This window comes from Brucella sp. JSBI001, assembly GCF_026014005.1.
Classification (GTDB): domain Bacteria; phylum Pseudomonadota; class Alphaproteobacteria; order Rhizobiales; family Rhizobiaceae; genus Brucella; species Brucella anthropi.
The window spans coordinates 462,735-482,484 of record NZ_CP110339.1 but is presented as its reverse complement, the minus strand read 5'-3'; the positions used below and the strand labels follow the sequence as shown (position 1 = coordinate 482,484).

The window sequence follows — 19,750 nt, the reverse complement described above, 5'->3', positions numbered from 1 at the left end:
TCGTCCCCTTAAGCTGAAGGCGTTGCATCAAGATTTGCCTGATCGAGCGACGGCAGCGGCTCGTCGCGGATAACCGCCTCGAAAGCTCTCAGACGCTTGTAGATCGACAGCAATTCGATGATCGTCGTCCATGAGTTGACGAGATACTGGAACGATCCCTGCACCTGCGAAAAGACATTCGTGATCTGGTTCATGAGGCCAAGCGTCAGCTTGCCAGCCACAATCGACGGAACAAGGATCAGCGTCGGGAAAATATTATCGGCCTGAATATAGAAAATACGGGCGACGTTGAAATAGACATAGTGGAAATAGAGCCGGAAATAATTGTGCCGGACATTGCGGAACAGCTCGCCCAGCGTGACCGGTTGGGCACGATCCGCATGGTCTTCACCATAGACCAGTTCCTTGCGGTAGGCCGCTTCGACGCGCTGATTGTTGAACTCCAGCCCCGGCAGCTTGATACCAACCAGCGCCAGAAAACCGGTGCCGAAAGCAGCCCAGAAAATCGCTGCCACGACCAGCGCATGCGGCACCATGCCAACCACCGGCAGCTCACTGACCTTTTCCGAAAAACTGAACAGGACCGGCAGAAAGGCGATCAGCGTCATCACCGATTTAACGAGGCTGACACCAAGCTGTTCCAGCGTCGTGGAAAAGCGCATCGTGTCTTCCTGCACGCGCTGTGCCGCACCTTCGATGGAACGCAGTTTCGGCCAATGACTGACGTAGTATTCATTCATCGCCGAACGCCAGCGGAAGATATAGTGGCTGACGAAAAACAGGCTCAGAACACCGACAGTCACACCGATAAAGGCTATTTCGGCAAATGTGACCATGCCCCAGTAAAAGTCGGAGGCGCTGACGGCTCCGGGCGATGTGAGTGCCTTTTGAACCAGATCGTAGAACGGCCCATACCAGGCATTGACCGCAACGCTGACCTGCACGCCGAAATAGGTAGTGAACAGGATCAGTGCCGATCCAAGTATGGACCAGCGCTGCCACGGGTGCGGTGAAAACCAAGCCCAGAAAAGATAGAAGGCGAATGTCGCCACCGCGAAATATATATAGAACCAGAGAAACGGCGCCGACCAGAACAGGCTCGCACCGATAATCGGCGCTGCGTCTTGCGCCAGGGGTGGCAGGCCGAATATGGCACCCAGCCTTTCCCCTCCTTCATACCAGCCAAGCACCGCAAGCAGGCTCCAGACGAGCGCGGACCAGAAGAACAATTTCGGGCGGGGAAAGAACGACACAAACACTGAATTTCAGTCCAACTTCGTGAGGAATTTTCCGCATATGAAGCCGGTTCTCGCGCCTTTACCAGTTAAATTCCTGTAAGGTTTCAGCCCGATGTTCTGGCGGCGCGTCCCGCCATGATGCCAAGCACCGCGACGACCACCAGCGAGAACGCTGCGGCCAGACTTGCCGAAGTAAACGAACCGGAACGCTGCGCCATGAAGCCAGCCACCAGCGGGCCGATGATCTGGCCAATGCTGAAGCAGACCGTCATCCGCGCCAAAGCGCGTTTTGGCGAAGCCGGTGCGAGTGTACGGGCGATCTGCAATCCGAACGCCGTCAATGCCATGAAAGTGATGCCCAGAAGTGCGCCGCCCACCAGAGGCCCGAGCGGCGGAGCCAGAACCACGCTCGCGGCAACGCCGACAGCTTCCAGAATGGCTGTCAGGGCAAATGCATTGAAAAGGCCGAATTTCCTGGCAGCCGGCGCCCACAGCCAGATCGAGGGCGCAGCCGTCAGGCCGGTCACAACCCACACAGCCGCTTCCATCAGCGGGCCGCCATCGGTCGCGCGCACGATTGCAATCAGGAACGTTGCCGTGATCACGTAGCCAAAGCCGAAAATGCCATAGGCCAGCGCCAGTGCGTTGAAGGCGAAGCTCTTGGGGAGCGGCGGTTCACGCGTGCCACTGTTTCCGCCAACCGGCCCTTCCCTGACGAAAGCGCCAACCAGAACAACCATGACGATGGTCAGAACCGCAGCGCCGATCCAGTCGGCACGCCAGTCAAGCCCCGCAAAACGGATCAGCGCCACAAGAACGGCAGAGAGTGCAATACCACTGCCGACACCGCCGAAATGCAGGGCTCCAAGCCCCGCTCTTTCCGCCGCCGTGACATGGCTCAGCACGATTGCCGTGCAGAGAATCATCGTCACCGCACTGATGAAACCAGCGGCAAAGCGGATGATGGAGAACAGCCAGACACCGTCAAAAAGCGCCATGGCAGCACATAGCAATCCGCTGATGATCAGGCCAGCGATCACGCTTTTCCGTTCGATGCCCGCAGACCATCCATAACCGGCAACGACTGCCCCCAGCAGATAGCCGATATAGTTTGCGGATGCGATGAAACCCGCATCGGCAGCCGTGAAACCGATATCGGCCATCATTCCCGGCAGGATCGGCGTATAGATGAAACGCCCGATCCCCATGGCTGCGGCCATAGCCAGAAAGCCGCCGAAAGCATAGCGGACGGCAGTGCAATGTTGTGGGAATGCGGGCTTGGTCATCTCTAGGGAGGTCTCGGTCATTGGCGGGAAAATAAACCTCAATCATCCAAGGACAATTGAATTTTTCTGATCGCATCGATCACGGGGATTGAGGCTGCAACCACAGAGTTGGATTTGAACTCTATCGAAGCAGACCTACAATAGACTGAATACACTCTTGATGGAGGATCAGGATGAAAAGATCGGGACTATCCGTTTGCCTGTTGGCCGCCGTTACAATCACCGCCACGGGTACCGTTCAGGCGCAGGAACTGAAGACGATGGACGATGTCGGCGGCGCTCTGAACGCCTGCTGGTCGCCGCCTTCAGACAGCAAAAACTCCGCCGTTACCCTCAGCTTCAGCTTCAAGCGTGACGGAAGCCTGATAGGACCTCCCCGCGCCAGCGCGATCAACGTTCAAGGTGATGACAAGGCGAAAAAGGCATTCGTGGACGCTGCGATTGAGGCGGTTGAAAAATGCACGCCGCTGGAACTTGCGCCATCACTCGCGCAAGGTATCGGCGGAAATGTCTTCACCATGCAGTTTCATTCGTCTGATTAATCAAGACGTCCGTTTTCAAATAAGGTCTTGCGAATCACATAAGTGTGCGCTTATGTGATTGCATGACTGAGAACGATACATTCAACGACATATTCAGGGCGCTTGCCGACCCGACCCGCCGGATGATTTTCGAAAAGCTGGCATCGGGCAGCATGAATGCCAGTGCGCTGCGGGAGGGCATGGAGATCAGCCAGCCCGCCATATCGCAGCATCTGGCCGTGTTGCGCGGTGCTGGACTGGTGCGGGAGGAACGCGAGGGGCGCTTCGTCAATTACCAAGTCGATCCGAATGGACTGACGCTCATCGCAAACTGGCTTGCAAAGTATCGCGCCTACTGGCCGAAACGTATCGACGCTCTCAAAACCTTGCTGAAGGATATGGACCAATGACCGACCGGCAGGAAGAACCACGCGAGAAAGGCATCGAGCTTGAATATGAGCTGGATGCTGCGCCGCAGAAAGTGTGGCGTGCGATCAGCATTCCGGAGTTTCGCGAAAACTGGCTTCCATCCGAGGCGTTGGCCGATTCGGAGCCAGCATCCTGCAAGCCCGGCAAGGAGATCAGCTACCGGATGCGGGAAAGCGAACCGCCTTTTCTGGAAAGCATCGTCACGTTCCGCATTGTGCCGGGCGTTTCCGGTGGCACCTATCTGCGCGTCATCCATGAACTAAACGACGCACGGCTGAAACGCACCGTGGCAGTTGCCGCCAACAGCAACTGGGCCACCATGATGCGCGCCGCCTAAACCATCTATCCCGGAATTTATGGCAGAGAGGAGTTCGCCGATGCGCGAAACGATGCAACTCGTCCCTATGGTCGTGGAACAGTCGAGCCGTGGCGAACGGTCATTCGATATCTATTCGCGCCTGCTGCGCGAACGGATCATCTTTCTTAACGGCGAAGTGAATGACACCGTATCCGCACTCATCTGCGCGCAATTGCTGTTTCTGGAAGCGGAAAACTCCAAACAGCCAATCAATCTCTATATCAACTCGCCGGGCGGCGTTGTGACCAGTGGCCTCGCGATCTACGATACGATGCGTTATGTCCGTGCGCCTGTGCACACGCTTTGCATGGGGACGGCCCGCTCGATGGGCTCCTTCCTGCTGATGGCAGGGGAACCCGGTCATAGGGCAGCACTTCCCAACGCAAACCTGCTTGTCCACCAGCCCTCCGGTGGCTTTCAGGGACAGGCATCGGACATCTTCATCCATGCCGAGGAAGCGCAACGAACCAAGAGGCTGATGACGCGTCTTTATGCCGAGCATTGCGGGCGCACCTATGAAGAGGTGGAGCGCGCCCTCGACCGCGATAATTTCATGACTGCGGAAGAGGGTCTCGAATGGGGATTGATCGATCGCATTCTGGAACGGCGAGAAGTTTCAACGGTGTGAGAACGACAGGACATTCTACCTTCAGCCATTGTTGTGAATGTCCACCAAGGACAGTATCAACGAATGATGAACGGGAATCACGTAACAATACCGGACGAGGCGACAAAGGCTCTGACCATTTTGCGGGATTGTCTGGGGCAATCGTTGCAGGCCGTGTATCTGCATGGCTCTGCCGTAAATGGCGGACTTCGCCCCAATAGCGATGTCGATCTGCTGGTGGTCAGCAACCAGCCTGTCACGCTGGAAGCCAGCGCGCGTCTCGTCGACAAGCTCATGCAGATATCGGGTCGGTATCCGGTCAGACCCGGAACACCCAGATGTCTGGAAGTGATGGTTTTTCTGCAGCAGGATCTCGCCGCACTCAGCTATCCTGCGCGTTGCGCATTCATCTATGGAGAATGGTTGCGCGACGAATTCGAGGCGGGAACAGTGCGGCAGCCGCATCCAGATCCCGAATACACATTGGTGCTCGCGCAAGCCGGTCAGGAAGCGGCGAGTCTCATCGGCCCCACACGGGAACATTTTCTACCAGCAATACCGCGTGAAGATGTGCGCAAGGCGATTACCGATGCGTTGCCCGATCTGACCGACAATCTTCAGGGTGACGAGCGCAATGTGCTGCTGACGCTTGCGCGCATGTGGTACACACTCGAAACTGGAAAATTTACCCCGAAAGATGCGGCTGCCGAATGGGCACTGCCGCTGGTTTCGTCCGAAACCGCCTCTGCCCTTGCGCTTGGGCAGGCAGCCTATCGCGGGGTTGCCTTCGACGACTGGCGGAACCGCCCCAAGCTCGCACGACAAGCGGCGGATGAGCTGGCGCAACATGTGCGGTCGCTTCTCTGAAAAATCTTCAAGCTGTGACTTCGTCCTGCTTTGGCTACCGTTTGGGCAAGGGAATACTGTCTGGAATATCGGAATGCAGGAAATGCAGAAGCGTGTCTTGAACCGATGACAGCCGGTGTGCGCTATCGCGCCAGCCGAAAGGAATGTCCTTTGGCATGGGCGGAATCCGGCGCGGCTCCCGCCCTTCCTCCAGTTCACAATTGGCGATGACAATCTGCAAGGCTTCGGCAAGCCAAGGCGGTGGCGGCGCCTCCTTCTTTCGCAGCGCATTGCCAAGCGCTTCACCGAACAGTAGCGCCGAGGCATAAAGACGAATGCCGCGCCTGTCGTAGCGGCCCGCCATTTCCGTAACCTCGCGCGCCACCAGCCGTCCGCGCAGCGACCAGCGTGCATTGCTGCGCGCAAGTGCAATGCCGTCGCCGAGGGCGATCACCGCCCGATGCGCCGATGTAAACTGGTTGATCGCACTCTGGGCGCGCACGAGATCCTGTTTTTCGAGCGCGACAGCCGATTGCTTGAGCCCGTTCGCCAGTCGATCGAGCAAGCCACGAACGGCCTTGTCGATCAGCAGCACCGGGCTTGGCGTCATCAATATCTGGCTGAACAGCAAGCCCACACCGGCGCCGACCAGAACATCGATCAACCGTGTGACACCTGCAACCTGCGGACCCATGGCGAGAACCAAGATAGCCGACACGCCCGACTGGATGGCAATTGCCGGTGCCATGCCGAAAGAGGTCGCAAGAACCATGGCAACAAAGGTCACTATGCTTGTGTGGAAGACCGGAACCGTTTCCGGCAGGAGCAGAGAAAGCTCGCCCACCAGCACGCCAGTCGTGACGCCGACCATCACCCCTATCGCCTGCTTGCCGTGGTTGGGCAGGTTGGGCGCCAGACAGATCACGGCCGTGACCATGGCAAAGACGGGTTTCGGCTGCCCCAGCGCCAACTGGCAGATCAGCCAGGCGACACCACCCGCAAAGGACGCGATCAGGGAATCACGCCAACTTACCGACCATTGCTGAACGACCTTATTCGCGCGCTGCCGCATCGATTTCTCCACCTGCTTATCGGCAGCTATTTATGGCAACGCTCCTCCACCTCAAGACTTGAAGAAGTTTTCGTACTGGTCCGGCTTGAAACCGACCGTCAGCTTTCCGCCCTTGTCGAGAACCGGACGCTTGACCATGGATGGCTGTGCCAGCATCAGCGCCCGCGCCTTGGCGGCATCGACGTTCTGGCGTTCTTCCTCGGGCAGTTTGCGAAACGTCGTTCCGGCCCGGTTGAGCAATTGTTCCCACGGAACGCTTTTCAGAAAGCGGTCGAGCGTTTCGCCGTCGAGCCCTTCCTTCTTGTAGTCGTGAAATCCGTAGTCGATGCCATGGTCCTCAAGCCAGGTGCGCGCCTTCTTCATGGTGTCGCAGTTCTTGATACCGTAGATGGTCACGCTCATATCCGACTCCTTTGATCGACTAGAGCGGGATGTTTTCAAGTTGAACCATTATCCCGCTCTAAACTTTCGTTTGAGCATGATTTTATCCGAAAACCGGTTCCCACTTTTCGGAATTATGCTCTGGCCGCGATCAAAGGCGATCGAAACCTCGGTTTCAACCTCTAAAGCGTGTCGCATTTTATCATACTCACACAACACGCTTTAAGCTTTTGTTTTCGTGCATGTATTTATCCCATCTTAGCGGAACCAGAAATCAGTCCAGTGGACTGATTTCCCCGCGAAGGCGGTTCCCACTTTTGGGAGACATGCTTTATCTGGAATCGTGAAAGATTATGCCCAACGTATGCCGCTGGCCGGACCGGATGCGGCTGACACCGTGACGCATCTTGATGCGATAATCGCCGCGTGTGCCCTGCATCGGACGGTCATTGACCGCAAAAACCACACCATCCCCCTGACGGAGCGGCACGACCTCCGCACGGCTCTGCATCCGGGGGCGCTGTTCGGTCAGCACGAATTCCCCGCCCGTAAAATCCTTCTCCGGTTCGGAAAGCAAAATCGCAACCTGCAACGGAAATGCGATATCGCCGTAAATATCCTGATGCAGGCAATTATAGTCACCCTCTACATACTGCAGGATCAGCGGTGTCGGACGGGTTTGCCCTGCCGCGTGGCACCGGTTCAGAAATTCGTCATGGGTCGGAGGAAAACGGACATCCGATCCCAGTCTCTCACTCCATCGATTAGCGATGGGCGCAAGCTGCGGATAGAGCGTCTGGCGCAGATTCCAAATTAAGGCAGGAATGGGATTTGCGTAGTATTTGTATTCTCCGCGCCCAAAACCGTGTTTTCGCATCGAAATAACGGTTCGAAATGCGGCCAGATTGTAGTAGCCGACGGCTAAATCGCGGCAATCCTGTGGCGAAATTATGTTTTTAAGGATAGCGGCGCCGAACTCGTCCAGTTCGGCGCCGATTTTTTGCCAGTCATAGGCAGGGATATTATCCGCCTGAATGGGTTCATTTCTGTTCATGCCTGGCTCTCCCGCTTCAGGAGATCGCGCTTGCGCTCGACGCCCCAGCGATAGCCGGAGAGACCGCCATCGTTACGCACGACCCGATGACATGGAACCGCAACAGCAATCTTGTTGGCCGCGCAGGCCTGTGCCACGGCCCGCACCGATTTCGGCGCGCCGATGCGCTCGGCAATCTCAGTGTAACTCACTGTTTTTCCTACAGGAATTTCGCGCAAGGCCTGCCAGACGCGCTGCTGGAACGCGGTTCCCTGCAGATCGAGCGGAAGGTCGAGGCCGATACGTGGCGCTTCGACAAAACCGACCACTCGCGCCACCATATCCTCGAACTCACGGTCCGCACCAATGAGATTGGCCTGCGGAAAGCGCTTCTCCAGATCGCGGATCAGTTCCTCGGGATCATCGCCCATCAGAATAGCGCAGACACCCTTGCCGCTTGCGGCCACCAGAACGGCCCCGAGTGCCGACTGACCGATGGCGAAACGAATATCCGCATTCTTGCCACCTTGCTTGTAAGCCTTTGGAGTCATTCCCAAAATCCCGTCCGAAGCCTCATAAAATCGGCTGCTGGAATTGTAACCGGCATCATAGATGGCGTCGGTTACACGGATTTCCGGTGCATCGAGCGCCGCCCGCATCTTCTTTGCACGATGCGCATCCGCATAGGCTTTCGGGGTGAGTCCCGTGAACTCTTTGAAAACACGATGGAAATGGGCAGGGCTAGCCTTCACGGAAGCCGCTATTTCTTCAAGGGAGGGCACTTCTTCCGCCGTCTCGATGAAGCGGCAGGCGGCAGCTACCATATCGGCGTAACGGGTGCTGTTCTGCGTCGCCAACGTCTCGGAGAGATTCGGCTTGCAACGCATGCATGGCCGGAAGCCAGCGCGTTCTGCATCCTCGCAATCGTCGAAGAACTGCACATTTTCGCGTTTTCCACGCCGCGACGGGCATGATGGACGACAATAGACGCCCGTAGTGCGCACGGCATAGACAAATGCACCGTCCGACGCCTTGTCGCGGTCGAGCACTTTCTGCCAGCGGTTTTCATCAGGGTCGAGGGTCTTCATGGTCATAAGGTTCATGTTGGTGTTCCTTCAATATGAGCATGAAGGAAGGCTAATGCCACCGCGTCGAAGCTACACTCCGCTGCTTGCTTTCAAATTCGAAACAGTGCCGTTGCACAGTCTGTTCACAAATAAGGATCATGCAAGCTCCCGGCTTTTATACCATGATATGAAAGGTAAACAGGGAGAAGACCATGACGACAATCGGCTTCATCATCGATGGTAAGGAAACTGTATCCGCATCGGGCAAGACATTCGACCGCAACGACCCGGTCACCGGAAAAATCGCCACGACCGCACCGGCGGCCAACCTAGCCGATGTCGATGCGGTTGCAAAATCTGCCGCGAAAGCCTTTGAAAGCTGGTCTGAAACCGGCCCGAACGAGCGTCGTTCGTTTCTGAACAAGGCGGCAGACCTGATGGAAAGCCGGGCCCATGAGTTCACCCGTCTCATGCTTGAAGAAACCGGGGCAACTGCCACTTGGTCGGGTTTTAATGTCCATCTTGGAGCCAGTGTGCTGCGCGAGGCTGCCGCGCTCACAACACAGATTACCGGCGAAATCATCCCTTCTGACAAACCCGGCATCGTTTCCATGGCCGTGCGCCAGCCTGTTGGCGTGGTGCTTGGCATGGCGCCGTGGAATGCACCGATCATTCTGGGCGTGCGCGCAATAGCAGCGGCACTTGCCTGCGGCAACACGGTTATTCTGCGTTCGTCCGAATCCTGCCCCGGCGTTCATCACCTGATCGTCAAGACACTCAACGATGCGGGCTTCCCTGCCGGTGTGGTCAATGTCATTTCCAATGCACCCGAGGATGCACCGGAAATCGTCGCAGCCCTTGTTGCCCATCCTTCCATCCGCCGTATCAATTTCACCGGCTCCACCCATGTCGGCAAGATCATCGCCAGACAGGCCGCAGAACATCTGAAGCCGGTGCTGCTGGAACTGGGTGGCAAGGCCCCCTTCATCGTGCTGGAGGATGCCGATCTTGACCAGGCAGTCGATGCCGCGGCTTTTGGCGCTTTCATGAATCAGGGTCAAATCTGCATGTCCACGGAACGTTTCATCGTGCATGAGAAGGTGGCTGATGCCTTCGCGGAGAAGCTTGCCACCAAGGCAAAATCCCTGCCGGCCGGTGATCCGCGCGGCAACGTTGTTCTCGGTTCGCTGGTCGACCTCGAATCGGCTGAGCGCATGGATGCGCTCATCAAGGATGCGGTGGCGAAAGGTGGCAAGGTTCTGGCAGGCGGCAAGCGCGAAGGTTCAATCGTCGAGGCGACGATCATCGATCACGTGACGCCGGATATGAACATCTATGTGCAGGAATCCTTCGGGCCGGTAAAACCCATTATTCGCGTCAAGGACGCCGAAGAGGCGATCCGCGTGGCAAACGACACCGAATATGGTCTGTCATCGGCCATCTTCAGTCAGAATGTGAAGCGCGCAATGGCGCTATCGAAAAAGCTTGAAACCGGTATCTGTCACATCAACGGCCCAACGGTTGCCGACGAAGCGCAAATGCCTTTCGGCGGTGTAAAGTCTTCCGGTTATGGCCGTTTCGGCGGAAAGGCCGTCATCAACGAGTTTACCGATCTGCGCTGGATCACCATCGAAGGTCCGCAGCATTATCCGTTTTGAAGCAAGAAAGGGCGGCATTTTAACTCCGCCCTTTGACAAATGGTATTGAATTAGGCCTTCCGCGCTTCCTTGATCGCTTCGATCAGTTCCGGCTCTTTCATGACCCCGCCATAAAGCTTGGTGCCGATAACGAAGGAAGGCGTACCGCCGAAATTGAAGGCTTCGCCCTGATCCATGTTGCGCTCAAGAATGGCGTTGATGCGCTTGGAATCGGCTTTATAGGCTGCATTGAGCTTTGCCGGATCAAGCCCACCCTTCTTCAGTGCAGCATTCACCTGTTCCGGCGTAAGACGACCGGGCGTTGCCATCAAGGCTTCCATGGCCTTTACATAGTTGCCTGACTTTTCCGCAGCCAGAACGAGACGTGCGGCATAAGCCGACGTGTCGCCGAAGATGATCCAGTCCTTCATGACAAGGCGTACATTGCCGTCATTCTTGATCACGCGCATCAGCTCGCCATGCCCCTTCTTGCAATAGGGGCATTGGTAGTCGAAATATTCCACGATGGTCACGTTGCCGTTCGGATTGCCCAGAACCGGAATTTCCTTGTCATAGAGCACTTCCGCAACCGTCGGCACGCGCTGCGCAAGGCTTTCGCCGCCTGAAATCGCAATCGTTGCGGCACCGGCTGCCGTTGCGGCCAATATCTGACGACGGTTCATCATGAGCTTGCTCCTTTGCCCGATTGGGATTTATCCAACACGACGACACGCGCACCGGCGGTGGCGCGCTTGTAGAGATCGAGAATGTCCTGATTGTAGAGACGGATGCAGCCGGATGACGCAGCCTTGCCGACGGACCAGGGCTCGTTGGTGCCGTGGATGCGGTACAGCGTGTCCTTGCCATCACGATAAAGATAAAGCGCACGGGCACCGAGCGGGTTGCGGATGCCACCCTCAAGGCCATTCGCATATTTTGCGTAATGCTCCGGATTGCGCTTGATCATGTTGGCTGTCGGCGTCCAGCGCGGCCACTGCGACTTGTATGCAAGCTTGGCATCGCCCTTGAAAGTCAGACCAGCGCGACCGACACCCACAGAATAACGGATCGCCTTGCCGCCCGGCTGCACGAGATAGAGATAGCGCGCATAGGGATCGACCACGATAGTGCCAACCGGCTCCGTCGTGGCATAATCGACTTCCCGGCGCAGATTGCGATCCGCAATCTTGCTGAGATCAAGTGCCGGAATGAGATTGCCGCGGTCGTTCACCGCGCCATACATGGTCTCATATTCGCTCTTGGCCGTTTGTACTTCCGGTGCCGGTTCGCTGACCAGTTCAACGGCAACAGGCTCCGGCGTGAAAGCAACAGTCTGCGGCATGGTAACGGCAATCGGTCGATCTGCGGATGCGGTCGTACATGCTGCGGCAGCAAAAGGCAGACAGGCAACCACAGCCATCCGTAGCAGCGATCTCCGTGCATCCGGCTTTTCATTCAGTACCATCAATTTCCTTGCCCCCGGGCCATCTCGAAATCCTTTATTCTAGAGCATTTCCTGTTTTTCCTGAGCCATCGGAAATGCTCTATCTCTTTGTTTTTTCGCATTATCCGACGCAAAACCGCTTCGCAGTTTTGCTGGAAATGCTCTAGTCAGCGCTCACAAGGCCTACCGAACGTTCGATAGAGGCGGTCGTGACATCGCCCACCAATCTGGTCCCCTCCGGTTCCTTGCTGATGCGATCGAAGAAGATCATCGTCGGCGGGCCGGCGACACCAAGCTTTGCCATAAGATCGGCATTGCCGCTGGTAAGCTGCGAAATATCCGCCTTGATGAGCTGATAGTCGCCCAGCGCCTTCTTCACGCTCGCGTCGGGCAAAACCCGGCGCTCCACGGTGGAGCAGCTTACGCACCAGTCCGCCGTGAAATAGACAAGCGTCGGCTTGTCGCCGCGCGCTTCAACAAGTTTCTCCTGAAGGGAAGAAACAGTCTCGACCGGCGCAAATTGCAGCGCGGCCAGATTCTGGTTGCCGCCACGGTTACCGAATGCGGCCAGCGGTTGCAACGGGTCTTTTCCGCCCGAAGCCACGCCGAGCATCAAAATGACGCCGTAAACGAAGGCTGCGGTGCCTATTGTGCGCGCCACAACGCTGCGCCCCGGAATCCTCAGAAACGCGAAACTTGCAGCCCCGAAAAGCAGGAGCGCCCACAGCACCATGTCCACGCCGGGCGGTAGAAGCGGGGCGGCCATGAAGATTGCGGTTGCCAGAAAACCGAAGCCGAAAATCTGCTTCACCGTTTCCATCCATGCGCCTGCGCGCGGAAGCGTGCCAGCGCCAAGCGTGGCGAAAGCAATGAGCGGCAGTCCCTTGCCAATACCGAGCGCAAAGAGCGCGGAAGCGCCCAGAGCCACATTGGCCGTCTGCGCAATATAGAGCAGCGCGCCTGCAAGCGGTGCCGTCACGCAGGGGCCGACAATCAGCACGGACGAGAAACCGAGAATGGCAGCGGAACGTTTGGAACCTGTCCGTCGGCCCCCACTCTGTCCAGTACGCGACGAAATTGCGCTGACCCATGAATTTGGAAGCTGTATCTGGAACAGGCCGAACATGGAAAGCGCCAGAAGCGTGAATAGTCCGGCCAGTGCAAGCGCAGTCCATTTCGACTGTAGCACCATCTGCAGATTCTGCCCCGACCAGCCTGCAATTGCACCCACCACGGCAAAGCCCAGTGCGAGACTGACGACGTAGACGGCGGAAAGCACGAAACCACGCTTTGCCGTCAACTTTTCACCTTCGCGGGCCAGCGTTCCGGCAAGGATCGGATAGATGGGAAACACGCAGGGCGTGAAAGCAAGCAGAACACCAAAAGCCAGGAACGCCGCGATCACCAGCCCGGTGCCGCCCTGATCGAGCAGCCCTTCGACCATGCCTTTTTCGGGTGCAAGGGCAAACGCCGTATTCTGCTCAACGGTTGGCATAGCAGCTGGAGCAAATACCGATGCCTGCGTCAGCGCTTTGGCCTTCTGTCCCATTTCGCTGGATATGGCGAGCGTGCCCGGATCGACTGTTCTGGTTTCCGGACGGTAGCAGATGCCGTCTTCCTGACAGCCCTGATAGGTCAGTTCCACCGGCTGTGCATCTGCTTTCACACTTGCTGTGGCATGGGTGTAATAGACTTCAAGCCGTCCGAAATTCGGATCGTCCTTGGGCTGGCCGGGCTGCGTATCGACGGCAAGCGCGTTTCCCTGCCCGTCCTTCGCCTCGATGTGATCGCGATAAAGATAGTAACCGTCCGCGATCTGCCAGTTCAGCACGAGACGGCCATCCGTATCCTTCAGCACACTCAGGCGGAAAGCCTGATCGACCGGCAGCGGGTTCGCTGCCGATGCCGGGCCGAGCGCAAGAAACAAACTGATGAATAAGCCAGCGAGGCCCGTAAAGAAACGCATTACGATTTTCCGCATAAATTCGATTCGGACAAATTGATCATGTTGCAAAAGGCGAATGCTCCGGCCACCTTAAGACAGCCTTAAGCTGGCGCGGTGAAAAGCCCGTGTGCTTCTAATTGTCAATGAAGGCGGAAACAGGAACTCATGCGCATACTCGTGGTAGAAGACGACGCGATCCTCCTCGACGGACTGACCGTAGGGTTGGGGCTTGCCGGTTTCACCGTGGATGCCGTTTCCAATTGCGGCGATGCGGAAGCAGCCCTTGCCGCCCAGAACTATCATGCCGTGGTGCTCGACCTGATGCTGCCCGATGGCTCGGGCCTCGACATCCTCAGAACGATGCGGCGCGGCCGCGACGAGACACCGGTGCTGCTGCTGACTGCCCGCGATCAAGTGCCCGAGCGCATTGCCGGCCTTGATGCAGGTGCCGACGATTATGTCGGCAAGCCCTTCGACCTGCATGAGCTTGCAGCCCGCGTGCGCGCAGTCGCCCGACGTGGTGCCGGACGCGCCAATGCCCTGCTTGAATGGCGCGGCGTGGAACTGGACCCGGCGGAGATGTCGGTGCTTCTCCATGGTGAACCCGTCAGGCTGACCCGACGCGAATTCTCGATCCTGCGCGCCTTGATGGAACGGCCGACCGCAACCTTCTCCAAATCCTCACTGGAAGAAGCGCTTTATGGCTGGCAGGAAGAAGTGGAGAGCAACGCAGTGGAAGTGCATATCCATCATCTGCGCTCGAAACTCGGTTCGGATTATATCGAAACGGTGCGTGGGGTCGGCTACCGTCTGGCAGGGGCAAGCGCATGAATTCCATCCGCAGCCGCCTGACCGGCATCCTGATCGGCGTTACCTGCCTCGTCTGGCTTTTCGCGGTGGTATGGATCCATATCAGCACCCAGTCACAGCTTGAAAAAGTACTCGATGCGCGCCTGATGGAGGCCGCACGCATGGTCAATTCGCTTTTGACCGAGCACCGTGTGGAGGTTGGCCCGGAAGGCGACGGCGGGCAATTGTCGCTGAAGCCAATGCCGGATTTTCCGCTTTATGACCGGCAGCTGTTCTGTCAGATATGGGCGCTTGACGGCAAGCTGGTGGGACGTTCCGAAAGTGCACCCGGCGTGCGGCTCACCAATGTCGCAAACGGCTTTTCCGATACGGAAGTTGCGGGCGATCGCTGGCGTGTATTCGCTGTCGAAAATACCCAGCTCGGCCTGCGTGTCATGGTCGGCGACAGCCTGAGCGTTCGTGAAAGGCTGGTGCAGAACGTCGTGGCGGGCCTCGTGCTGCCAGCCCTGCTGATGCTACCTGTTCTGGCGCTCATGATCTGGCTGTGCGTGCGACGCGGTCTCGACCCGCTGAGCCGCCTTGCATCCGTGCTTTCCAAGCGACAGGCGCAGGATCTGCGCCCACTGCCCGAACAGAACCTGCCCAAGGAGATCGCACCCGCCGTCACCGCGCTGAACGGGCTTTTCCATCGCGTTGAAGAGGCGCGCGAGCGCGAGCGCAACTTTGCGATCTTTGCCGCGCATGAGCTGAAGACGCCGCTCGCCGGACTGAAGACGCAGGCACAGATTGCCGAAGGTGCGAAGGATGAAAAAATGCGCGCCAATGCAGTGCGCCAGATCGCGGCGGGCGTCGACCGCACCAGCCGCCTCACCAACCAGCTTCTGGATCTGGCAGCGCTTGAAACCAGTGATGAGACTGAAGCACCAGCATGCGAACCTGTGTGCCAGCTTCTGGTTGCGGTTTCCACCGACATGCGGATGCTGGCAGTCCAGCGCGGCATTTCCATCGAATTGCCAGACAACATGCCGCTGGTGCAGTTGCCCTCCCCGCATCTCTTCACGCTTGCTGCCCGCAACCTGATCGAAAATGCCGTCAATCACTCGCCCAGGGATGGCGCCGTGCGCTGCCGGATCGAAGCTGAAGCGGGCAAAGTCAGGCTCACTGTCGAGGATAATGGACCTGGCATTCCCGACAGCGAAATGCCACACGTGACCGAGCGTTTCTTCCGCGGCGCGCATCGCAACGAAACCGGCAGCGGCCTTGGCCTCGCAATTGTGAAAATGGCGGCAGAACGGATGGGTGGCGAATTGCAGCTGCAAAACCGCTCACAAGGCGGGTTAAGCGCATCAATCATCGTGCCGGGCACGATTGTCGAATGACATAATACTGCGTCCCGCATCATGATCCGGCTGAAGCGGAATATTGACGAATCCTGAGCAAGGCTCTCTTCCCTATTTTTCGGGCCTTCTGGCAGCTGTCTTTGATTTAGATCAATGACAGCTGCTCTCTAAGCGCTGATAGGAAACCTATCGCTATTGCTGTCTCATCCGAGATGGCTCTTGTCATGCGCTGCGAGGGGATTTCATGAACTACGCCGCTGGAACAGTCCTTTCCGGTCTGGGAGCACTTTTTGCCGTGCTTCTGGCCGGATTTTCCCATGATGAGCTGTTCAGAACCCATATGTGGATTCTGTTCGCTACACTGGCCATCTTCACCATTCTTCTGATGCGAAATGCCGATTACGGCCTGACGCCGAAAAAGGTCGACCAGTCCACCTATATGGACGGCCCGATCCGATACGGTGTCATCGCGACGGTTTTCTGGGGAGTGACCGGTTTTCTGGTCGGTGTGGTTATCGCCGCGCAGCTCGCCTTTCCAGATCTCAATCTGGAACCTTACCTGAACTTTGGCCGCCTGCGTCCGCTGCATACCTCTGCGGTTGTTTTTGCGTTTGGCGGAAACATCCTGATCGCGTCATCGTTCTATGTCGTGCAGCGCACTTGCCGCGCCCGCCTCATCGGCGGTGATCTCGCATGGTTCGTATTCTGGGGCTATCAGCTCTTCATCGTCATGGCTGCGACCGGCTATCTGCTCGGCATCACGCAGAGCCGTGAATATGCAGAACCGGAATGGTATGTCGACATCTGGCTCACCATCGTCTGGGTCGCCTATCTGGTCGTGTTCCTCGGCACGATCCTGAAGCGCAAGGAGCCGCATATCTATGTGGCGAACTGGTTCTACCTGTCCTTCATCATCACCATCGCCATGCTGCACATCATCAACAATCTGGCGATCCCGGTCTCCTTCCTCGGCGTGAAAAGCTATTCGGCTTTCTCCGGCGTTCAGGATGCTGTGACGCAGTGGTGGTATGGCCATAACGCCGTTGCCTTCTTCCTGACCGTGCCATTCCTGGCCATGATGTACTATTTCGTGCCCAAGCAGGCAGAGCGTCCGATCTACTCCTACCGCCTGTCGATCGTGCACTTCTGGTCGATCATCTTCCTCTATATCTGGGCTGGTCCGCACCATCTGCATTACACCGCCGTTCCCGATTGGGCGCAGACGCTGGGCATGGTGTTCTCCATCATGCTGTGGATGCCGTCCTGGGGTGGCATGATCAACGGTCTGATGACGCTTTCCGGCGCATGGGACAAGGTCCGTACCGATCCGATCATCCGCCTGATGGTTGCAGCTATCGCCTTCTACGGCATGGCGACCTTTGAAGGCCCGATGCTTTCGATCAAGGCCGTCAATTCGTTGTCGCACTATACGGACTGGACCATCGGTCACGTTCATGCGGGTGCGCTCGGCTGGAACGGCATGATCACCTTTGCCGCCGTCTATTATCTCGCACCAAAGCTGTGGAACCGCCAGCGGCTCTATTCGATCCGCATGGTCAACTGGCACTTCTGGCTGGCGACGCTCGGCATCGTTCTCTATGCGGCGGCCATGTGGGTTGCCGGTATCCAGCAGGGCTTGATGTGGCGCGAATACGACGATCAGGGCTTCCTCGTCTATTCCTTCGCGGAAACCGTGCTCGCCATGTTCCCATATTACGTCATCCGTACGCTTGGCGGCGTGCTCTACCTCGCCGGTGGCTTCGTGATGGCCTGGAACGTCTATCAGACCATTCGCGGCAATCTGCGCAACGAAGCCCCAATGGGCGGTGCGAAGCCTGCAACTGGCACCACCATGCAGCCTGCCGAATAAGGAGCGTGTGATTTATGTCGATACTAAAGAACCACTCCAAGCTGGAGAAAAACGCAACGCTGCTGCTGATCGCATCGCTCGCCGTGGTCACGGTCGGTGGCATCGTTGAAATCGCGCCGCTCTTCTATCTCGAGAACACAATCGAGAAGGTGGAGGGCATGCGCCCCTACTCGCCGCTGGAACTCGCGGGCCGTGACGTCTATGTGCGTGAAGGCTGCTACCTTTGCCACAGCCAGATGATCCGTCCGTTCCGCGACGAGGTGGAACGCTACGGTCATTACAGCCTTGCTGCGGAATCCATGTACGATCATTCGTTCCAGTGGGGTTCCAAGCGCACGGGGCCTGACCTTGCGCGCGTCGGTGGCCGCTATTCGAACGAATGGCACGTGCAGCACCTTGTCCGTCCGCGTGACGTGGTGCCGGAATCGGTCATGCCAAGCTACGCCTTCCTGAAGAACCGTCCGCTGGACGCCTCCAACATTGCTGGCAATCTGAAGGCTAATGTGGCGGTCGGCGTGCCCTACAGCCAGGAAATGATCGACAGCGCGCTGGACGATCTTAAGGCACAGGCTACGCCCGATGCCGATACTTCCGGTGTAGAGGCCCGCTATCCCAAGGCCAAGCTCGGTGATTTCGACGGCAATCCGCAGATGATCTCGGAGATGGACGCACTCATCGCCTATCTCCAGATGCTCGGCACGCTGGTCGACTTCTCGACCTACGACCAGTCCCCCAAAGCGAGATAAAGCGGAGATTTAGCGATGGATTACAATACCATGCGCACGTTCGCCGATAGCTGGGGTTTGCTCGGCATGGCGCTCTTTTTCCTCTTCGTCGTCTTCTACGCCTTCCGGCCAGGCAGCAAGCAGATAGCCGACCACGCGAAGGACATTCCTTTCAAGGATGACGCAAATGACTGACAAGCAAATTGACGATGTCACCGGCGTAGCGACGACCGGCCACGAATGGGACGGCATCAAGGAACTCGACAATCCAATGCCCCGCTGGTGGCTGTGGACATTCTACGCCACCATTTTCTGGGCGATCGCCTATGTCATCGCCTATCCCGCCTGGCCGCTGATTTCCAGCTCCACCGGCGGCGTGCTCGGCTGGTCGAGTCGTGGCGCCTTCTGGGAAGAAACCGCCAAGATCGACAGCGAGCGCCAAGGCATTATCGACCAGATCAAGGCCAAGGACGTGCACGAGATTCTGGCTGATGAAAACCTGCGCCAATATGCGATTGCCGGTGGCGCTGCTGCCTTCCGCGTCAACTGCGTGCAGTGCCACGGTTCTGGCGCACAGGGCGCACCCGGCTATCCGAACCTCAACGATGACGACTGGCTGTGGGGCGGTTCCATCGACGACGTTCTGACGACCATTCGTCATGGTGTGCGCTCGAAGGACGATGCCGACACCCGCGTTTCCGAAATGCCGGCTTTTGTCGACGTGCTGGAACCACAGCAGATCCGCGATGTCGCTGCCTATGTGGTGAGCCTCTCCGGCACGCCGCACAATCCGGAAATGGTGCCGGAAGGCAAGAAGGTGTTTGCCGAAAACTGTGCTGTCTGCCATGGCGCGGATGCCAAGGGCCTGCGTGAGTTCGGTGCGCCGAACCTGACAGACGCCATCTGGTTCTATGGTTCCGGCGAGGACGCCATCGTGCGTCAGGTATCGCATCCCAAGCATGGCGTCATGCCTGCATGGGAAACACGCCTCGGCGATGCGACCGTCAAGCAGCTTGCCATCTTCGTCCATTCGCTGGGCGGTGGTGAGTAACAATAACTGCCCCCCGCATCGGAACCGATGCGGGGGCCAGATGCTCCCGGCTTAAACGGCAGGTCGGGATACACTTCAAACCACTGCATT

Annotated in this window: 21 protein-coding genes; 12 read left to right on the top strand and 9 right to left on the bottom strand. The window is 57.6% G+C overall.

Annotated elements, in window-relative coordinates:
* Window positions 1-8 precede the first annotated feature (8 nt).
* Both sbmA and LJ361_RS02200 read right to left on the bottom strand, forming a co-directional pair.
* Complete coding sequence (gene sbmA, locus LJ361_RS02205; protein WP_029925644.1) at window positions 9-1,259, bottom strand: peptide antibiotic transporter SbmA; 1,251 nt, start codon at window positions 1,257-1,259, stop codon at window positions 9-11.
* A gap of 83 nt (window positions 1,260-1,342) precedes the next feature.
* Window positions 1,343-2,524 carry an MFS transporter gene (locus tag LJ361_RS02200; RefSeq protein ID WP_264812502.1) on the bottom strand — a complete coding sequence of 394 codons (1,182 nt, stop codon included), beginning with the start codon at window positions 2,522-2,524 and terminating at the stop codon, window positions 1,343-1,345.
* 173 nt (window positions 2,525-2,697) lie between these two features.
* Between LJ361_RS02200 and LJ361_RS02195 the strand changes: the two genes are divergently transcribed.
* The 5 genes from LJ361_RS02195 (at window position 2,698) to ant(9)-Ic (ending at window position 5,306) form a co-directional block, all read left to right on the top strand.
* Window positions 2,698-3,066, top strand: coding sequence for a hypothetical protein (locus LJ361_RS02195; protein ID WP_151576871.1), 369 nt, complete (start codon window positions 2,698-2,700; stop codon window positions 3,064-3,066).
* A 62-nt stretch (window positions 3,067-3,128) separates the two neighbouring features.
* Entirely contained in the window at window positions 3,129-3,455 is a 327-nt protein-coding gene (locus tag LJ361_RS02190) for an ArsR/SmtB family transcription factor (protein WP_029925650.1), read from the top strand.
* Window positions 3,452-3,811 (top strand): SRPBCC family protein, encoded by a 360-nt coding sequence (locus tag LJ361_RS02185; protein WP_029925653.1) that lies wholly within the window; start codon window positions 3,452-3,454, stop codon window positions 3,809-3,811. Before LJ361_RS02190 ends, LJ361_RS02185 begins: the two co-directional genes overlap by 4 nt.
* 40 nt (window positions 3,812-3,851) lie before the next feature.
* Window positions 3,852-4,460 (top strand): ATP-dependent Clp protease proteolytic subunit, encoded by a 609-nt coding sequence (locus tag LJ361_RS02180; protein WP_029925654.1) that lies wholly within the window; start codon window positions 3,852-3,854, stop codon window positions 4,458-4,460.
* Between the two features lie 66 nt (window positions 4,461-4,526).
* Window positions 4,527-5,306, top strand: a complete 780-nt coding sequence (ant(9)-Ic, locus tag LJ361_RS02175) for an aminoglycoside nucleotidyltransferase ANT(9)-Ic (protein ID WP_376787380.1) — start codon at window positions 4,527-4,529, stop codon at window positions 5,304-5,306.
* A 34-nt stretch (window positions 5,307-5,340) separates the two neighbouring features.
* Here the strand turns inward: ant(9)-Ic and LJ361_RS02170 are convergent, their stop codons facing one another.
* The 4 genes from LJ361_RS02170 to ada all read right to left on the bottom strand — a co-directional run bounded on the left by LJ361_RS02170 (window position 5,341) and on the right by ada (window position 8,874).
* Entirely contained in the window at window positions 5,341-6,357 is a 1,017-nt protein-coding gene (locus LJ361_RS02170) for an FUSC family protein (protein ID WP_029925659.1), read from the bottom strand.
* Window positions 6,358-6,408: 51 nt separating this feature from the next.
* A complete protein-coding gene (locus LJ361_RS02165) occupies window positions 6,409-6,759 on the bottom strand; it encodes an ArsC family reductase (RefSeq protein ID WP_029925661.1) in 351 nt (116 codons plus the stop codon).
* A gap of 310 nt (window positions 6,760-7,069) precedes the next feature.
* A complete protein-coding gene (locus tag LJ361_RS02160) occupies window positions 7,070-7,792 on the bottom strand; it encodes a 2OG-Fe(II) oxygenase (RefSeq protein ID WP_264812499.1) in 723 nt (240 codons plus the stop codon).
* Window positions 7,789-8,874 (bottom strand): bifunctional DNA-binding transcriptional regulator/O6-methylguanine-DNA methyltransferase Ada, encoded by a 1,086-nt coding sequence (gene ada / locus LJ361_RS02155; RefSeq protein ID WP_029925665.1) that lies wholly within the window; start codon window positions 8,872-8,874, stop codon window positions 7,789-7,791. The genes LJ361_RS02160 and ada overlap by 4 nt, the downstream gene beginning before the upstream one ends.
* 176 nt (window positions 8,875-9,050) lie before the next feature.
* Between ada and LJ361_RS02150 the strand changes: the two genes are divergently transcribed.
* A complete protein-coding gene (locus LJ361_RS02150; RefSeq protein WP_264812496.1) occupies window positions 9,051-10,496 on the top strand; it encodes an aldehyde dehydrogenase in 1,446 nt (481 codons plus the stop codon).
* Between the two features lie 50 nt (window positions 10,497-10,546).
* Here the strand turns inward: LJ361_RS02150 and LJ361_RS02145 are convergent, their stop codons facing one another.
* From LJ361_RS02145 to dsbD, 3 genes are all read right to left on the bottom strand, one after another.
* Entirely contained in the window at window positions 10,547-11,161 is a 615-nt protein-coding gene (locus LJ361_RS02145) for a DsbA family protein (RefSeq protein ID WP_029925669.1), read from the bottom strand.
* Window positions 11,158-11,940 carry a L,D-transpeptidase gene (locus tag LJ361_RS02140; RefSeq protein WP_029925672.1) on the bottom strand — a complete coding sequence of 261 codons (783 nt, stop codon included), beginning with the start codon at window positions 11,938-11,940 and terminating at the stop codon, window positions 11,158-11,160. The genes LJ361_RS02145 and LJ361_RS02140 overlap by 4 nt, the downstream gene beginning before the upstream one ends.
* Window positions 11,941-12,082: 142 nt before the next feature.
* Entirely contained in the window at window positions 12,083-13,885 is a 1,803-nt protein-coding gene (gene dsbD, locus LJ361_RS02135; protein WP_264812493.1) for a protein-disulfide reductase DsbD, read from the bottom strand.
* A 144-nt stretch (window positions 13,886-14,029) separates the two neighbouring features.
* Between dsbD and LJ361_RS02130 the strand changes: the two genes are divergently transcribed.
* From LJ361_RS02130 to ccoP, 6 genes are all read left to right on the top strand, one after another.
* Window positions 14,030-14,695 carry a response regulator gene (locus tag LJ361_RS02130; protein WP_012090755.1) on the top strand — a complete coding sequence of 222 codons (666 nt, stop codon included), beginning with the start codon at window positions 14,030-14,032 and terminating at the stop codon, window positions 14,693-14,695.
* Entirely contained in the window at window positions 14,692-16,053 is a 1,362-nt protein-coding gene (locus LJ361_RS02125) for an ATP-binding protein (RefSeq protein WP_010658293.1), read from the top strand. Before LJ361_RS02130 ends, LJ361_RS02125 begins: the two co-directional genes overlap by 4 nt.
* 205 nt (window positions 16,054-16,258) lie before the next feature.
* Window positions 16,259-17,884, top strand: coding sequence for a cytochrome-c oxidase, cbb3-type subunit I (gene ccoN / locus LJ361_RS02120; RefSeq protein WP_010658292.1), 1,626 nt, complete (start codon window positions 16,259-16,261; stop codon window positions 17,882-17,884).
* A gap of 14 nt (window positions 17,885-17,898) precedes the next feature.
* Window positions 17,899-18,630 (top strand): cytochrome-c oxidase, cbb3-type subunit II, encoded by a 732-nt coding sequence (gene ccoO, locus LJ361_RS02115; RefSeq protein ID WP_010658291.1) that lies wholly within the window; start codon window positions 17,899-17,901, stop codon window positions 18,628-18,630.
* A gap of 15 nt (window positions 18,631-18,645) precedes the next feature.
* Window positions 18,646-18,804 (top strand): CcoQ/FixQ family Cbb3-type cytochrome c oxidase assembly chaperone, encoded by a 159-nt coding sequence (locus LJ361_RS02110; RefSeq protein WP_010658290.1) that lies wholly within the window; start codon window positions 18,646-18,648, stop codon window positions 18,802-18,804.
* Window positions 18,797-19,660 carry a cytochrome-c oxidase, cbb3-type subunit III gene (gene ccoP / locus LJ361_RS02105; RefSeq protein WP_010658289.1) on the top strand — a complete coding sequence of 288 codons (864 nt, stop codon included), beginning with the start codon at window positions 18,797-18,799 and terminating at the stop codon, window positions 19,658-19,660. Before LJ361_RS02110 ends, ccoP begins: the two co-directional genes overlap by 8 nt.
* Window positions 19,661-19,750 lie beyond the last annotated feature (90 nt).

What these genes read in the sequence shown, in the direction of transcription:
- LJ361_RS02200 (WP_264812502.1), bottom strand. Translation starts at nt 2,524, where the DNA reads ATGACCAAGCCCGCATTCCCACAACATTGCACTGCCGTCCGCTATGCT.
- LJ361_RS02195 (WP_151576871.1), top strand. Translation starts at nt 2,698, where the DNA reads ATGAAAAGATCGGGACTATCCGTTTGCCTGTTGGCCGCCGTTACAATC.
- LJ361_RS02190 (WP_029925650.1), top strand. Translation starts at nt 3,129, where the DNA reads ATGACTGAGAACGATACATTCAACGACATATTCAGGGCGCTTGCCGAC.
- LJ361_RS02185 (WP_029925653.1), top strand. Translation starts at nt 3,452, where the DNA reads ATGACCGACCGGCAGGAAGAACCACGCGAGAAAGGCATCGAGCTTGAA.
- LJ361_RS02180 (WP_029925654.1), top strand. Translation starts at nt 3,852, where the DNA reads ATGCGCGAAACGATGCAACTCGTCCCTATGGTCGTGGAACAGTCGAGC.
- LJ361_RS02170 (WP_029925659.1), bottom strand. Translation starts at nt 6,357, where the DNA reads ATGCGGCAGCGCGCGAATAAGGTCGTTCAGCAATGGTCGGTAAGTTGG.
- LJ361_RS02165 (WP_029925661.1), bottom strand. Translation starts at nt 6,759, where the DNA reads ATGAGCGTGACCATCTACGGTATCAAGAACTGCGACACCATGAAGAAG.
- LJ361_RS02160 (WP_264812499.1), bottom strand. Translation starts at nt 7,792, where the DNA reads ATGAACAGAAATGAACCCATTCAGGCGGATAATATCCCTGCCTATGAC.
- ada (WP_029925665.1), bottom strand. Translation starts at nt 8,874, where the DNA reads ATGAACCTTATGACCATGAAGACCCTCGACCCTGATGAAAACCGCTGG.
- LJ361_RS02150 (WP_264812496.1), top strand. Translation starts at nt 9,051, where the DNA reads ATGACGACAATCGGCTTCATCATCGATGGTAAGGAAACTGTATCCGCA.
- LJ361_RS02145 (WP_029925669.1), bottom strand. Translation starts at nt 11,161, where the DNA reads ATGATGAACCGTCGTCAGATATTGGCCGCAACGGCAGCCGGTGCCGCA.
- LJ361_RS02140 (WP_029925672.1), bottom strand. Translation starts at nt 11,940, where the DNA reads ATGGTACTGAATGAAAAGCCGGATGCACGGAGATCGCTGCTACGGATG.
- dsbD (WP_264812493.1), bottom strand. Translation starts at nt 13,885, where the DNA reads ATGCGTTTCTTTACGGGCCTCGCTGGCTTATTCATCAGTTTGTTTCTT.
- LJ361_RS02130 (WP_012090755.1), top strand. Translation starts at nt 14,030, where the DNA reads ATGCGCATACTCGTGGTAGAAGACGACGCGATCCTCCTCGACGGACTG.
- LJ361_RS02125 (WP_010658293.1), top strand. Translation starts at nt 14,692, where the DNA reads ATGAATTCCATCCGCAGCCGCCTGACCGGCATCCTGATCGGCGTTACC.
- ccoN (WP_010658292.1), top strand. Translation starts at nt 16,259, where the DNA reads ATGAACTACGCCGCTGGAACAGTCCTTTCCGGTCTGGGAGCACTTTTT.
- ccoO (WP_010658291.1), top strand. Translation starts at nt 17,899, where the DNA reads ATGTCGATACTAAAGAACCACTCCAAGCTGGAGAAAAACGCAACGCTG.
- LJ361_RS02110 (WP_010658290.1), top strand. Translation starts at nt 18,646, where the DNA reads ATGGATTACAATACCATGCGCACGTTCGCCGATAGCTGGGGTTTGCTC.
- ccoP (WP_010658289.1), top strand. Translation starts at nt 18,797, where the DNA reads ATGACTGACAAGCAAATTGACGATGTCACCGGCGTAGCGACGACCGGC.